The organism is Candidatus Gastranaerophilales bacterium, assembly GCA_028693235.1.
Classification (GTDB): Bacteria; Cyanobacteriota; Vampirovibrionia; order Gastranaerophilales; family Gastranaerophilaceae; genus JAQUVW01.
In genome coordinates, this window is sequence record JAQUVW010000001.1 from 284,616 (window position 1) to 299,985 (window position 15,370).

Sequence of the window (15,370 nt, forward strand, 5' to 3'; positions counted from 1 at the left end):
TACTACTAACCAAGCTGTATTCAGAGCTTCTTTAACCTAACAAAACTCCTGCAACACTGAAAAAAAAGAGAACTTTTTACTACTAACCAAGCTGTATTCAGAGCTTCTTTAACCTAACAAAACTCCTTGCAACACTGAAAAAAAAGTTTTACTACTAACCAAACTGTATTCAGAGCTTCTTTAGCCTAACAAAACTCCTGTAACACTGAAAGAAAAAGAGAACTTTTTACTACTAACCAAGCTGTATTCAGAGCTTCTTTAGCCTAACAAAACTCCTTGCAACACTGAAAAAAAGTTTTACTACTAACCAAGCTGTATTCAGAGCTTCTTTAGTCTAACAAAACTCCTGCAACACTGAAAAAAAAAGAGAACTTTTTACTACTAACCAAGCTGTATTCAGAGCTTCTTTAACCTAACAAAACTCCTGCAACACTGAAAAATTTAAACTCTGCCGTACATATCCTCAATTCTTTCGATGTCGTTTTCGTCAAGAATGTCGCCTTTTTGAACTTCAAGAATTTTCAATGGTTCTTTGTATGGATTTTGCAATGAATGGATTTCTTCAACAGCTAAATCAATGCTTTCACCTGGATTTAGCTCATAGTTTTCCTTACCTTTTACGACAAAAGCTTTTCCTTCAAGCACGACCCAGTGCTCACTTCGGTGGTGGTGGAGTTGAAGACTCAATTTTGCACCGGAATTTACCATTATACATTTAGTTAAAAAGCCGTCGCCTTCTTGCATTACGGTGTAATATCCCCACGGGCGATAAACGGTTTTGTGCACCAAATGGGCTGAGTCATTTTTATCTTTAAGTTGTTGGTAGATGGCTTTAACTTCTTGTGCTTTAACTTTGTTGCAAACCAAAAGAGCATCTTCTGTTTCAACAACGATAGTATCTTCGAGCCCAATTGTTGTTACGAGCTTTGAGGTTGAATAGACCATAGAATTTTTAGAATCGATGTCAATAACATTTCCTGTTATGTAGTTGCCGTTTTCATCTTTTTCAGATATATCGTATATGGCTTCCCACGAGCCCATATCGTACCAATAACAGTTCATTGGGACCATCGCCAGTTTTTTGCTTTTTTCCATTAAAGCATAATCTATTGAAATTTCAGGCAATTTGTCGAAATCTTGGTAGGGTACAGATGGAGTTGAGTTTGAAATGTCAATTTTATTGATAATTTTATAAATATCATTGCAGTGTTTTTTGAGCTCAGCCATCATAGTAGAGGCTTTAAACATAAAGATACCGCTGTTCCAAAAGTATTTTTTAGATTTAATAAGCTTTTCAGCTTCTTTTAATTCAGGCTTTTCGATAAAGTCAGCAACTTTTAAGCCATTTTCGATGATTTCTTCAATTTTTTTATCTTTACGACCTTTTATGTAGCCCAACCCCACGTCAACTTTTTGTGGTTCAATGCCGAACGTCACGATATAACCGGCTCCTGCTAGTTTTTTTCCTTCGTTTATAGTTTTAGAGAAGCATTTTTCGTCCAAGATTAATTGGTCTGAGGCGACAACTAAAATAATAGGGTCTTCTTTTTTATTTTTTAAATTTTGAGATATGTATTTAATGCTCAAAGCAATAGAAGAAGCGGTATTTTTGCCAACAGGTTCGGTTAAAATCTTATAGTCTGTTTTCCTGCAAAATTTATTTTTCAATTCCGTAAGTTGTTGTTTAACAATGGATTCGTGCTTAATATTAGTAACAGTAATTATATTTTTGTCATCAACATCATTTATTAAACGTAAAAAAGTAGCTTGAAAAAGCGTATATTCATCGTTCATTTTCATCAAATGTTTAGGGTGCATTTCACGGCTTAAAGGCCACAATCTGCTACCGCTTCCACCTGCCAAGATTACAGAATATAAATTAGACATGTTAAAAATTTCCTATAAAATCCCATTTCTTTCCTAATTATACATGCCACAAGGATAATATGAAAGTTGTTTAAGAATTTGAAATAAATTTGTAACTAAATTATTATAGAAATTATGAACAATAAAAATAGAAAAAAGTGTATATCGATGATGTCTGGAACTTCGCTAGATGGAATTGATGCGTGTTTGCTGGAAATCGGCGATGATTTTTCTTTTGACATTATAGAGTCTTATTCTTTGGATTATCCTAAAGATGTGAAAAATAAATTGCTTTTGCTTGCAAATAATGAGGGTAATGTTGAAGATGTTTGCTTTTTGAATTTTGTTGTGGGTGAATTATTTGCAAAATGTGCCAATCAGCTGTTGGCAAAAACACCCTATTTGCCTACCGATATTGACTTTATAGCTTCTCATGGGCAGACAATTTTTCATATTCCAAAAATAAAAAATCTGGGTGGAATTTCGACAAAATCCACTTTGCAAATCGGAGATATCTCAGTGATAGCAGAGCGTACAGGGATTAAAACAGTTGGCGATTTTAGAACAAAAGATATTGCAGCAGGAGGTAATGGTGCACCATTAGTGCCTTTTGCGGATAAAATATTATTCGGAGTCGATGTTCCCAGAGGAATTCAAAATATCGGCGGAATTTCTAATATTACTGTTTTAAGCTCAAATTGTGAGCCTTTTGCGTTTGACGAAGGTCCCGGAAACATGCTTATTGACTATTATGTAGCCAAATTTTTTGATTTGCCTTTTGATAAAGATGGGGAAATCGCCGCAAAGGGGAAAGTTGATGAAGATTGGTTGAGAGAGTTGCTAAAAGAACCCTATTATACCATGCAACCACCCAAAACTACAGGCAGGGAGCTGTTTAACGCCTCTTATGCCGAGTCTATGCTTACTCTTGCACCGGCTGACAGGTTTGATGTCATAGCGACAATTACAAACCTTACTGCGAGAGTCATTTCAGACTCATATAAGCTGTTCATTAAGCCTGTAACTCCAATCAAGGAGCTGGTTTTAGGCGGCGGAGGTGCTTTTAATCATACATTAATTTCTGCTCTAAAATTATACATGCCTGACGTTGAAATTAAGACCCATAAGGATTTTGGCATACCTGACAAGCTGAAAGAAGCTATAGCCTTTGCTTTCCTTGGTTTTTGTACGCTTGAAAATAAAAACAACACAATATCAAGTTGCACAGGGGCTTCTCATGAAACTGTAATGGGTAAAATCGCCTATTAATAAGCCTTTTGGGCGGTTTCTGCGTTTTTGTTTTTTGGGGCTTGAGTTGTTAAAATTTTAACATTTTTTTCAACTTTATAATCGTTAAAATCTACAGAATGATAATAAGCATTTTTAGAAATTGCAGAAGGTGAAACTGGCATAAATTCCTTGTTTATAGTTGCTTCAACGGCTTTTATGGGAGAAGAATCTTTTTCGGGCGATAAATAAGTAACACCGTAAACATTCAAAGCTGCGGTTTCTAAAAATTCAACTTCTTTTATTAAAGCCAAAGTTTCAGCTTGTTTTTTGGGTTCTTCTTTTTTAGTTTCTTTAAACAAACTTGCTCCGTTAGAGCTTGCAATAGTTGGATTTAAGATATTTTTTCGTGGAGAAAAAGAGCTGAAATCATAGAATGAATTTTTGTTATTTTCACAAATGATATTGTTTTTAAATTGATAGTTTTCAATGGGGTAAAAATTAGAAAGAAGGTTGTTTTCACTAGGGTAGAAGTTGTTTTTTGCGATATTATAAACAATTATGTTGTCGCAAATTATATTGTCATCATTTTCGATTATATTTGAAGTTGAACTTTTTTCAAATATATTGACAATATTATTTTTATTTGTCTTAAATTCAACAATATTAGTGTTTAAAGCAGTTTGCTCAGGGTAAAAATTAGACGGAATGTCAAAATCAAGAGAAAGAGCAATATTTCCAGTCAATAAAGTCATAGCTACAAGTAAAGTCTTGAAATTTGCAGCTTTTTTCATTTTAATCCCCACTATTTCACTAATCTATATTGGTATAATAGCATTATAGTGTGGGCGAGAAACCCTATTAATGACGTAGTTTTTGTGTTATTTCAACAGCTGTTTTTGTGGTTGCGAGTCCGGCTAAAGAGCTTTCTTTTAAAGAAACGGACATTAATTGCCCGACTTGTTTAGCGGCATCAATAATTTCGTCCATTGGTATAACGCTTTTTATATCCGCTAAAGCTAACTCTGAAGACACTGTAGCGTGCATCGCCAAAAATGGATTTCTTTTGACGCAAGGTACTTCCACTAAGCCTGCAACAGGGTCGCAAACAAGCCCCATGACGTTTTTTAAAGCCAATGAGGCAGCATTTATAATTTGAGAGGTTGTTCCTCCGGAAAGTTCTACAATTGCTCCTGCAGCCATAGCTGAAGCGACTCCGCATTCACCTTGACAGCCCATAACAGCACCTGCAAGAGCCATTTTGTTGGCTATTAATTTGCCGATAAAACCTGACGTCAAAAGGGCATTTATCATTTCTTCCTTATCTGCGTCAATCCCTTCTGATACCGCTATTATTACTGATGGAACTATTCCGCAGGAGCCTGCGGTAGGGCAGGCTGCAATTTTGCCCATTCTGGCATTTTCTTCAATTGTAGCAAGGGCGTAAAGCAAAATATTTTTGAAGGTGTCAGAAAATATTGAGTTGTGACTTTTATATCGGTTTAATAATTTTTCACAATCTGCTCCGCACATTTTTGAGTACGAAAGCTTGTTTGAGTTTAGTCCTCGAGTTATTGCATTCTTCATTGCTGTTAGCGTTGCGTAGACTTTTTCTCTGATTTTTTCAACTGAGGTTTCAATGTTTGCTGCTTCTATTTCTTGGGCTATTTCGAAGATAGCTTTTTTATTGCAGTTTGAATATTTTTCAAGTTCTTCAAACGTTTTTATATTAATCATATTTAAGTGCCTCTATATATCGTATAAAAAATAGTTCATCAATGTTTTGTAATTTATCAATGGTTCTTTTAGCTAAGTCAGAATCAAGCGTGATGCACATTGAGGCTTCTTCGCCTTTATTTGTCCTGTTGCAGGCGAGTGTTGCGATGTTTACTTTAGCTTCTTTTATCAATTCTGAAACTTTGAAAACCATTCCGGGTTTGTCTTTGTATATCAGCATCAAAGTGTTATAATCGCCTCGAATGTCAACGTCGTAGTCATTAATTTTGCTAATACTCACTTCTCCACCACCAAGCGAATCTCCTTTTATAACAAGATTTTCGGCTGAAATTATGATGTCGACAGAATTGGGGTGACGAGAAAAATCATCTTTATAGTCAAATGTATAATTTATATTTTTTTCATCTGCAATTTTAAAGGCATCTATAATGTTGTCATCATTGACATTCAGCCCCATAATTCCTGCGAGTAATCCTTTGTCTGTTCCGTGACCTTTGCCTGTTTTTGCAAAAGAATTATAGAGCACAAATTTTACGTTTTTAATTTCTTTTTCAGCTAATTTATATGCCAAAAGCCCTATTTTTACGGCACCAGCTGTATGTGAGCTTGAAGGTCCGATTATTACAGGTCCTATAATATCAAATAATGATGTCGTTTTTCCCATCGTTTTTACCTTTCAGTGTGTATGATACAAGATTAATTTCAACTAATCAAGAATTTATGTTAAAATAAGATTTGATAAAATTTATAAGGCAAAAAAATGAAGCGAATAGCAGTGTTAATCGGAGATGTCGATGCTCTTTTAGATGGCTCACCCATTAAAGGGGGAGGTTCTCATGTCGCACGGTATTTGCTTTTGAATTGGATTAAACGAAATGATGTTGCCCTTGATGTTTTTTCTTGCGTTAAGGCAAAAGTTGAGCATCCTGAATTCAACAGGGTTGAACATATACCTTTTTCTTTGGGGGATAATATTGAAGAGTTCATTGCCGATTTTGAAGCTAAAAAAGGTGATGCCATATATGATGCGGTTATAATTCCAGAGGTGCCTGCTCCTAAATATTCTTCTTTTCTTCATTCGCACTCGTTTCTTTTTCGTTATGATTTGTATTCTTCACCATTTATGCGGAAACTTTTTAAGTTTATAAATCGCAAAAAAATAAATTTTCAAAAAAAATATTTCTCAGATAAATCTGAAACTTTTATTGCCGTTTCTGAAAAAATTAAGGCTGATTATTCAAAAAATCTCCACATTAACGAAAATAAAATAAAAGTTGTTTATCCCGGAGTTACCGTTGATGAAAGCTTTGAGAGAAAAGAAAATAATCTTTTTACTTTCGGTTTGGTCTCGGGAATTACCTCAAATAAAGGCTTTCACTTGTTTTTAGCTGCTATGAAAAATGTCTTGAAAAAAGATAAAAATGTCAGAGGTTTGATTATAAATCCGACTCCAAAAGATACTCCATGGGCGAGATTCTTTGTCAAAATATTGGGGCTTGAAAAATATGTCACAGTTTTAGATTATCAAGTTAATATTTCTGAATTTTACAAACAAATTGATGCTATCGTTGTTCCCTCAAGGCATGAGGCATTTGCCCTTGTTGCAATTGAGGCAGCTTCTTATAAGGCTGTTCCTGTTGTGAGCTGTAATGCCGGCTTTTCTGAGCTTATCAATAACTCTCAAAACGGTTTCGTCTTTGATATAAATAAAAAATCTTTGAAAAACTTATCAAAAGCTCTGCTTGATATTGTCGATTTGAAAAATAATCACAAAGACAGTTTGCTAAAAATTAGAGAAGCTGCTTTTGAAACTGCTAAATCCCGCTCGTGGAGCCAATTTGCCGGCGAAGTCTTTGATTCGTTATAAGGAGAATGTTTTGAAATCTTTAATTTTTAATCATCTTTTACCTAAAATTTACAGATTATATTTATCTATAAACCTAAAAGCAAAGCCATTGAGATTAGAGCCGTCTGCAAAATGTTTATGTATTGCTCCTCACGCTGACGATGAAAGTATCGGAATGGGCGGCACAATATATAAATTTGCCGATAATTTTCAGGTTGTTTGTGCGACAAACGGAGTTAAAGGGGCTAAAAAATTTGACCCCGAGGAAGCTGCAAAAGTTAGGCGTGACGAATTTACGGCGGCTATGGAGATTGCTAATGTCAAAAATATCAAGTTTTTAGATATCCATGACAAGCACGTGATTGAAGCTTATGAAACTTTCGAAAAATTAGACATTTCTGATGTCGATTATATTTTTATTCCTAATATTTTAGACCAGCACATGGACCACAAGGCAGTTGCTATAAATATTAACAGACTTTTAAAAAATAAAAAGCATAAACAAAATATAAAAATATGTATGTATGAAGTTTGGTCAACGCTTCCTGTTCCGAATGCTTTTGTAGATATTTCAGATGTCATCGCCCAAAAAAGAGCTATGATTAATGCTCACAAATCTCAAGTGGAGCTAAAGGCTTATACTGAAAAAGCTATCGGGCTAAATTCATATCGTGGTCTGCATTTTGATATAGGCTATGTTGAAGCTTTTATAGCCATAGACTGCAAAATGCTTGAAAATTTATGTAAAATTATTTAATGAAATGAAAAAACGCCCCTTTGTGCAAGAGGCGTTCTTTATTGATATCTTTTATTTTGATTTGTGCAATTTTTTCAACATTCTATCAACTCGTCTGTTTATAAAAAGTGGTTGTTGATTTCCGGTTGTTGCTTTTTGGAATGAATCCATAGCAGCTTGTTCATTTTTTGTTGCTTGTTTCAAAATCGGTTTTGTAACTTTCGGCATTTTGTTTTTTGGTGTAGCAACTAATGCATTTGAAATTTTTCCTATTTTCATTTGAGACCTCTTTCTTTTTCCATGGTTGCTAATTATCTTAACTCAAAAAAAAAGCATGGAAATTATTGTTTTTTTAAATAATCAATAATTGCCAAGAGTCCCAGTTTGTAACTATTTGCTTCAAATCCTGTAATTTGCCCAATACAAGCGGGTGCAGTCAAGGAAGTTTTTCTGAAATCTTCTCTGGTGTGAATATTTGAAATATGGATTTCGACAGTCGGAATTTGCACTGCCAAAATCGCATCACGAATTGCAACACTTGTATGAGTATAAGCTGCAGGATTCATCACTATTCCGTCATAAATGCCTTTTGCTTTTTGGATTGCGTCAACAAGTTCGCCTTCAATATTGCTTTGATAAAATGCAATTTCTACGCTGTTGTTTTTTGTTTCTTTCACCATTCGATTTTCAATATCTGAAAGAGTTAAAGCCCCATATTTATCAGGTTCCCTCGTTCCTAAAAGATTTAAGTTCGGGCCGTTTAAAAATAATATTTTCATTTTAGCTCCTTTATATATTTTCTGAAATTAATTTTCTGGTTTTTTCTCTGATTTTTTCATCAATTTCAAAAATTTCATCAATCGTTGGGTTTTGTATTGCGTCGTGGGCGTCCATCATTTTTTTTGTTATTTCATATATTTGATAGAGTGATATTTTTCCTTCTAAAAATGCAAAAACCGCTTCTTCATTAGCTGCATTGAGGCAAACCGGATATGTTCCTCCGAGTTTTCCTGCGTTAAATGCAAGTTTTAAGCATGGAAATTTTTCATAATCAGGTTCTGAAAAATCCAGTCTTCCGATTTTTACAAAATCAAAACTATCTGTTTTTATTCCCTCAACCCTGTTGGGATAAGTGATTGCATATTGGATTGGAATGTGCATACTCGGGACACCTAATTGAGCAATTACGCTACCGTCAATGTGCTCTACAGCACTGTGGATAACGCTTTGAGGGTGAATAACAACTTTTATGTTTTCATAGTGCATATTGAAAAGATGGTGTGCTTCAATGACTTCAAGTCCTTTATTCATAAGGGTTGCAGAGTCAACTGTGATTTTTTTGCCCATGTTCCATCTCGGGTGGGCTAGGGCTTCTTTAACGGTCGCTTTTTTTATTTCTTCGGGGGTACTGTTCTTAAAAGGTCCGCCAGAGGCTGTTATTATTAAATTTCGAACAGATTTTCTGTCTTTGATTGATTGGTGAATTGCTGAGTGCTCGCTGTCTACAGGCAAAATTCTAACATTATTTTCTTTCGCCATTTTCATTACGATATCGCCAGCCATTACCAATGTTTCTTTATTTGCCAGTGCTATATCAATGCCGTTTTTTATAGCCGCAAGTGTTGGTTTTAGACCTATTCTTCCTGATACCGCAACTAAAATTATATCGTTATCTTTGTTTTTACAAATTTGGACTAACCCTGTTTCACCATATACTACAAGGATATTTGGGTATTTCTGTTTTAATTTATCGGCACTTTGCTTCGATTTCGCACAAACAATCCTCGGATTATATTGTTCAATTTGTTGGGACAAAAGCTCAATGTTGTCGCCTGCACTGAGTGCGATAATTTCAAATTTGTCTTTTAATTTTGATATAACTTCAAGTGCTTGAGTTCCGATAGAGCCTGTTGAGCCAAGTATTGTTATCTTTTTTACTTTTTCCATTTTTATTATTCACCCGATTTTGCTGTTTAAATTTTATTTCAGTTTTCATTATAGTCTAAACAAAATAAAAACACCCAATTGTTAAGGGTGCTTTTATCTTTATTTTATGCTGTTTTTATTCGGTCATTGCTGCAACATCTTTTCGTTTGATTTTTTTTGTTGCTGTTCTCGGCAACAATTCTCTCGAAACGATTATGTTTGTCGGACGTTTAAATGTTGAAAGTTGGGTTGCCAGTTTTTTTACTTCTTTTGATATTTCTTGTTTCAATTCCAAGTCATTTGTGTGAGCTTCTGAAATGTCAGCTCTTGGAACTATAACCGCACACACATCTTCTGAGCCTTCTTTTTGCCCAATTTTATGCTTTTGACCTACTACGCAAACTTCTTGAAACATATCACTTTGCTCAAGTACGGCTTCAACTTCTTCCGGAAATACTTTTTTCCCGCCGGGAAGAACTATCATATTTTTTATTCTGCCTGTAATCCAAATAAATCCGTCTTTATCAATCCTTGCGATGTCGCCTGTTTTTAGCCAACCTTCTTCTGTTATGACTTCTTTTGTCATTTCCGGCTTCTTAAAATAGCCTTTCATCACGCTCGGACCTTTGACCATTAATTCGCCGGTTTCTGCGTCGATTTTGGCTTCAACATTGAACAGCGGACGACCAACAGAACCTAATCTGTTAGCTCCTTCAACATTTACCGATATAACAGGGCTTGCTTCTGAAAGTCCATAGCCTTCATATATTTTTAGACCTATTGTTTGGAAAAATTTGCCGACATTTATATCAAGAGGGGCACCTCCAGAGATAAATCCTTTGAATTTACCTCCGAATTTTTTGTGGATATTTCTAAATAAAAATCTTCTGAGTTTATAACAATTTATCATTTCTGCCAAGTTGTAGGATATGTCGTACAAGAATTTTTTAATAGGTGAGTACGTTTTTATTTCAGACTCGATACTGGTTTTTAAAAGTTTCAAAAACGCAGGAACTACAACCATAAACGTGATTTTCTTTTCCGTAAATATCGGGAAAAGGTCTTTTGGCTTCAAGCTTTTTGAATAATAGATGGACGTTCCCATACTCAAGAAAGACAAAAATCCCACTGTTAGCTCAAACAAGTGGTTCATCGGCAAAATGGACAAAAGGTTGTCATCTTTGCCTAAATCAAAAGATTTTCCTATTGCTTCAACTTGAGAAATGACATTTTCAAAGGTTATTTCAACTCCTTTAGGACTTCCTGTTGTACCTGATGTATAAATAACAAAAGCCGTTTTATTAAGGTTTCGGTGCCGCCATTTTCTATCAGGTTTGTCCTCTAATGTGTACATACTTATGTAATTTCGGTTTGCACCTGTATCGTCAATCAAGATAATGTGTTCAATCGAATCAATCTCTTTTTGCATCTCAATTGCTTTTTCTAAATATGCACTTGAAACCAACATTATTCTCGGTCTGCAATCAGTCAATATGTGGTTTAACTCGTATTTCGTAAGTTTAATATCTAAAGGAATTGTTGTTGAACCTGCCATTATTGATGCAAACAATGCTGCTCCCCATTCCGGCATAGATTCTGACAAAATAGCTACATTGTCACCCTTGTCAATTCCTAAGTCAATAAGATGATTAGCCAATCTCTTTGATAAAATGCTTAATCCTTTAAATGTTAATTCCTTCCAGCCAATACTCGATTTCATACCTAATGAGATATTGTTTTCTAAATGCTCAGTGCGATGTTCCATAAATAAAAGTATATTTTTATCCATTTTCCGCCTTTTCTCCCATTCTTATCGTTATTAATTTTAATATAAAAATTTTAAAATTAAAACATGTTTTGCAAATTGCTGTTACAAATATCACGATTCTTCTTGTATTCCAATCTGGCTTTACATTTTAGCAAAAAAGGTGTATATTCTTTTTAGTTTAGTTGAGTATAGGTGCGTATGGATAAAAATTTTAAAAAACAAGGTGCAAAACCTGTTGTGTTATATACTTTTGTAAGTGTTTCTATTCTTCTTCTAATGACCCTTTTTGCCACTTTCTATTTTATGAGCTTTAAAAAATCTGTTTCTGAATCTAATTATAAGTATTTAATGGAAATTTCCTCTCAAAGTGCTGAAAGTATTAACTCTAAAATGGATAGAAATATCCGAATCTTAGAATCTTTGTCTGCTTTGCTTTCTCAAAATAATGATATTAATCACACTCAGTTAATGCATATTCTACAGTATGAAACCAACGAAAATTCTTTTATTCGTATGGGGATTGCTACTGCTGATGGAAATGTCGATACCACTGATGGGGCTCGCTTTAATATTGCAGACCGAGGCTACTTTAAATCTGCCATGCGTGGTCAAAGTGCTATGAGTCCTACTATCATTGATAAATTCGACAAAAAAACCAAAATTAATGTGCTTTCTGTTCCAGTTTTTAAAAATAAAAATGTTACGGGCGTCCTTTTTGGGACTATTGATAGTAATGTTTATAAAAATATTTTGAATTTCCCTACTTTCGGTGGCAACGGAAATTCTTATTTGGTTGATTCTAATGGTGAAGTAATTACTCAATTGAACGATATTGAGGGACTTCCTGTTTTAAAAAATGTATTAAAAAATATTCAATTTAAAGACAACAACAAAGACTATATTTTAAAATCGGATTTTGCTAACAGAAACCAAAATATTCTAACTTGTTACATAGGGGGGCAAGCTGTTTATTTGATATATTCTCCTCTTGCTTATAATGGCTGGTTCTATGTCGCTACAACTCCGAAAATGGCTGTTATTAAAAGCTTATATCAATTTGCTTTGTTATCTTTTGTGACTGCAATCTGCATAATTTTATTATTCGCCGGATTATTTTTCTATATTCTCTTTATAATGAAAAAACATAGCAAAACTTTAGAAGATATGGCTTATGTCGATGATTTAACAGGTGGACATACTTGGAATTATTTTAAAAAGACTGTAGATAGTTTTCTTAATAATAAAGAAAAAAGTGCTTTTTTGCTCTTTGATATTAAAAAATTCAATGTTATAAATGATATCTTCGGTTATCAAGCCGGTAACAGAACTCTTAAATACATCTCAGATAAAATCGAAATGATGACAAAAAATAATGGAGTTAGTGCAAGAATAGGCTCTGATAAGTTTTGTGCAGTTTGGAATTATTCTGATAAAGAGCAGCTTACTTGTTTGATAGAAACTTTATTCAGCTATTTTGAAGATTATCGTATTACCCCCACTACACCTTATTCTCTGAGTTGTTCTTGCGGTATTTATGAAATCGACGAAAAAGAACCTGATTTTGAACAAATATATATAAGAGCAAATTTGGCAAAATTATTGGTCGATTCTAAGCCTGATAGCAATTATAATTTCTATACCGACGAAATGAGAGCTCAACTTCTATACCAAACCGAGCTTGAACGTGATATGGATACAGCTTTACAAAAGAAAGATTTCGTCGTTTATTTACAACCAAAGTTTAGACTCAATGATGTCAAACCGGTTGGGGCAGAAGCTTTAGTTAGATGGAATCACCCTAAACATGGTTTGATTCCGCCTATAGATTTTATCCCGCTATTTGAAAAAAACGGTTTTATTTCACGTTTGGATTTGTATATATTTGATACTGTTTGTCAAAGAATTCGTGCTTGGATTGATGAGGGATTGCCACAAATTACTGTGTCTGTAAATATTTCAAGAGTTAATTTCCATAATGAGGATTTGGCTGAAATCTTATATTCTATAGCTAAAGAGCATAATGTTCCCACCTCTTGCCTTGAAATAGAAATTACTGAAAGTGCTATTTTTGATAATCTCGATACTTTAATATATATTACAAAGGAACTTAGAAATCTCGGTTTCCTTATATCTATCGATGATTTCGGTACGGGATATTCTTCTTTGAACCTATTGAAAAACCTTGAAGTCGATGTCTTGAAACTTGATAGAGAGTTCTTTAATTTCGGCGATGTGCCTGAACGTTCTAAAAAAGTTGTCAAAAATATAATTTCAATGGCTAAAGATATGAGTATCGCTACTATATCTGAGGGCGTTGAGACTGAAGAACATATTCAGTTTCTGCAAGAAATCGGATGCGATATGGCCCAAGGTTATTATTTTGCAAGACCTATGCCGCTTCATGAATTTGAGGAAAAAATATTTTCTCAATTAGAAGTTAATTCACAATCTTAATTTCTACATAAAACTTAACCTAATTTGTTCGAATTTGTAAAAAAAAAATTTGTTTAGATATTTATTCAGTATCTGTATCACTGTGTTTACTTTTTCCGACAAAATGAGGTTTTAAATCAATGCAAATATCTTCTATTAAAGCTTACCCTTCGTTTTCTAATTCGATGGCTAGGACTTTAAAAAAACATCCTGATTCTAAAAATGTAACTTTTCAAGGCAGAAATGATGATTATTATGATTCAAGAGTTCCACGACGCCATAAAAAACATCATCCTATCAGAAATACAGCTTTGATTGGGGCTGCTGTATTGGCCGCTGTTACGTTTAATCCGTTGAAAAACAACGAAAAACCTTTAGACCTATCAATCAATGCAATAGAAGAAAATGCTAAAGAAATACAATTAAATTTGCAGTTTGAAAAGGCGGATTTAATTTATGACATCAATAATATTTTAGATGGTGAAAAACTTTCAGATGATTCTTTGAATATGTATTACGATAATATAAATTCAGAGGAGTCAAATGTTTATATGTCCGAAGATGCAGGGCAAATGATGGACGTATTGGCTATTGCGGCAACTTCTGACGGTGACGCAAGAGAACAAGTCAGTCCTGATTCTTTGACCCCTGCTTTATTAAAAGCTTTGCAATATGACCGTGGGTCTATTTTTAGCGATACTGATGATGTTATCACCGGTTCGGGTGAGCCTTGGCATTATATTGCGGGAGCTATGATTGCTAAAGAATTTCCTGAGTCTATTGATTATATGCCCGAAGATGAAAAAGCTAAATGGCGTGGACGAAACTTCCTTGAATCTACTTGGGATGACATAAGAGGCGTTTATCCTGAGCAATATTTGGGCGATGTTTTAAATAATCGTGATTATGATTATGCCTATGGTATTTTGTCTAACGACTCAAATTGGCCCTATGCACCATCTGATAACCCGTGGTTCGGTCCTGCTTGCGTCGGGTATGCAATCAGAGGAAATCTCAACAATCTTGAGGGTATGAGTCTTGATGAAGTCGAAAATTTTAGAGTCGACTATGCTACACATAAAGATAATCAAAGAAAATTTGCTGAAAATGAAGATTACAGAAATCAAGTGGTTTCAAGCTATATCCTTAAATATATGACAGATGCTGTCACTCAAAATACCGGTAAAATGAACTCAGGCATGGCTGCATTAGGGCTTCAAGAAGCAGGATATATGGATTCGGCATTGGGCGATAATCTCTTATCTCAAATTGCAAATGAGGCTCCAGAGGCTCATCTTTTCAGTAATGAATCAAAAAAACTTGATATTGCTATAAAATCATATGTTATCGCTAGAGATGGACGTTATGGCGAACTTCCGCCTGAAACAAGGTGCGATATCCGTGAGTTCCAAGCTGCAAATCCCAAATCTACTGCAACTTCAGTCTTTATGCTCGCAGAAGAAAGCTACTACAGAGATTTTAATAAATCGATGGAAGAAAATGAAAAATTGCAACAACAATTATCCTTAGAAATTCAAAAAACTAATGAAGAAAAAGACTTGGATAAAATTGTCCAAATGTCTGCTCAACTAAAAAATATGGATGATGTTGCATTGCAAACCGTCAATAATGAAATAAAAGTCGCAAATCGCACAAAAGACAAAGCTTCTCTTGAAAGTTGGCAAAACCTTCAAACCAGCTTGAATTCGATTTCTTCCCAATTATTGAATATTGTTAGTTCTATCGATGATTATCAGGTTCAAGTCGAGGCTCAGAAGCTTATCGACCAACAAAAAACAAACGGTGAGAATAAATAACGACAATTTGTGTT

The 15,370-nt window shown here is 34.4% G+C and carries 13 protein-coding genes; 5 read left to right on the forward strand and 8 right to left on the reverse strand.

Going from position 1 to position 15,370, the window contains the following annotated elements:
• Nucleotides 1–441 precede the first annotated feature (441 nt).
• Nucleotides 442–1,887, reverse strand: a complete 1,446-nt coding sequence (locus PHV37_01435) for a mannose-1-phosphate guanylyltransferase/mannose-6-phosphate isomerase (protein MDD3236744.1) — start codon at nucleotides 1,885–1,887, stop codon at nucleotides 442–444.
• 114 nt (nucleotides 1,888–2,001) lie between these two features.
• On the opposite strand from PHV37_01435, the gene PHV37_01440 reads away from it, so the two are divergent.
• Nucleotides 2,002–3,135, forward strand: a complete 1,134-nt coding sequence (locus PHV37_01440) for an anhydro-N-acetylmuramic acid kinase (protein ID MDD3236745.1) — start codon at nucleotides 2,002–2,004, stop codon at nucleotides 3,133–3,135.
• Here the strand turns inward: PHV37_01440 and PHV37_01445 are convergent.
• The 3 genes from PHV37_01445 to sdaAB all read right to left on the reverse strand — a co-directional run bounded on the left by PHV37_01445 (nucleotide 3,132) and on the right by sdaAB (nucleotide 5,494).
• Entirely contained in the window at nucleotides 3,132–3,887 is a 756-nt protein-coding gene (locus tag PHV37_01445) for a hypothetical protein (protein ID MDD3236746.1), read from the reverse strand. The two genes, PHV37_01440 and PHV37_01445, sit on opposite strands and share 4 nt — an antisense overlap.
• Nucleotides 3,888–3,954: 67 nt before the next feature.
• Nucleotides 3,955–4,830: an L-serine ammonia-lyase, iron-sulfur-dependent, subunit alpha gene (gene sdaAA / locus PHV37_01450; GenBank protein MDD3236747.1), complete on the reverse strand. Its 876-nt coding sequence runs from the start codon at nucleotides 4,828–4,830 to the stop codon at nucleotides 3,955–3,957.
• The gene (sdaAB, locus tag PHV37_01455) at nucleotides 4,823–5,494 is read right to left on the reverse strand and encodes an L-serine ammonia-lyase, iron-sulfur-dependent subunit beta (protein MDD3236748.1); all 672 of its coding nucleotides are present in this window, start codon (nucleotides 5,492–5,494) and stop codon (nucleotides 4,823–4,825) included. The genes sdaAA and sdaAB overlap by 8 nt, the downstream gene beginning before the upstream one ends.
• Before the next feature lie 96 nt (nucleotides 5,495–5,590).
• Between sdaAB and PHV37_01460 the strand changes: the two genes are divergently transcribed.
• Together PHV37_01460 and PHV37_01465 are read left to right on the forward strand one after the other, a co-directional pair.
• Nucleotides 5,591–6,697, forward strand: a complete 1,107-nt coding sequence (locus PHV37_01460) for a glycosyltransferase family 4 protein (GenBank protein ID MDD3236749.1) — start codon at nucleotides 5,591–5,593, stop codon at nucleotides 6,695–6,697.
• Between the two features lie 10 nt (nucleotides 6,698–6,707).
• Nucleotides 6,708–7,433 (forward strand): PIG-L family deacetylase, encoded by a 726-nt coding sequence (locus PHV37_01465; protein MDD3236750.1) that lies wholly within the window; start codon nucleotides 6,708–6,710, stop codon nucleotides 7,431–7,433.
• 51 nt (nucleotides 7,434–7,484) lie between these two features.
• Here PHV37_01465 and PHV37_01470 read toward each other — a convergent pair whose 3' ends face one another.
• The 4 genes from PHV37_01470 to PHV37_01485 all read right to left on the reverse strand — a co-directional run bounded on the left by PHV37_01470 (nucleotide 7,485) and on the right by PHV37_01485 (nucleotide 11,127).
• Nucleotides 7,485–7,691, reverse strand: a complete 207-nt coding sequence (locus PHV37_01470; GenBank protein MDD3236751.1) for a hypothetical protein — start codon at nucleotides 7,689–7,691, stop codon at nucleotides 7,485–7,487.
• Between the two features lie 62 nt (nucleotides 7,692–7,753).
• Nucleotides 7,754–8,191 carry a type II 3-dehydroquinate dehydratase gene (gene aroQ, locus PHV37_01475; GenBank protein ID MDD3236752.1) on the reverse strand — a complete coding sequence of 146 codons (438 nt, stop codon included), beginning with the start codon at nucleotides 8,189–8,191 and terminating at the stop codon, nucleotides 7,754–7,756.
• Nucleotides 8,192–8,201: 10 nt separating this feature from the next.
• Nucleotides 8,202–9,359 (reverse strand): 1-deoxy-D-xylulose-5-phosphate reductoisomerase, encoded by a 1,158-nt coding sequence (locus PHV37_01480; protein MDD3236753.1) that lies wholly within the window; start codon nucleotides 9,357–9,359, stop codon nucleotides 8,202–8,204.
• Between the two features lie 115 nt (nucleotides 9,360–9,474).
• A complete protein-coding gene (locus PHV37_01485) occupies nucleotides 9,475–11,127 on the reverse strand; it encodes an AMP-binding protein (protein ID MDD3236754.1) in 1,653 nt (550 codons plus the stop codon).
• Nucleotides 11,128–11,304: 177 nt separating this feature from the next.
• Between PHV37_01485 and PHV37_01490 the strand changes: the two genes are divergently transcribed.
• Nucleotides 11,305–13,560, forward strand: a complete 2,256-nt coding sequence (locus PHV37_01490) for an EAL domain-containing protein (protein ID MDD3236755.1) — start codon at nucleotides 11,305–11,307, stop codon at nucleotides 13,558–13,560.
• Between the two features lie 119 nt (nucleotides 13,561–13,679).
• Complete coding sequence (locus PHV37_01495; GenBank protein ID MDD3236756.1) at nucleotides 13,680–15,356, forward strand: hypothetical protein; 1,677 nt, start codon at nucleotides 13,680–13,682, stop codon at nucleotides 15,354–15,356.
• Nucleotides 15,357–15,370: the final 14 nt, after the last annotated feature.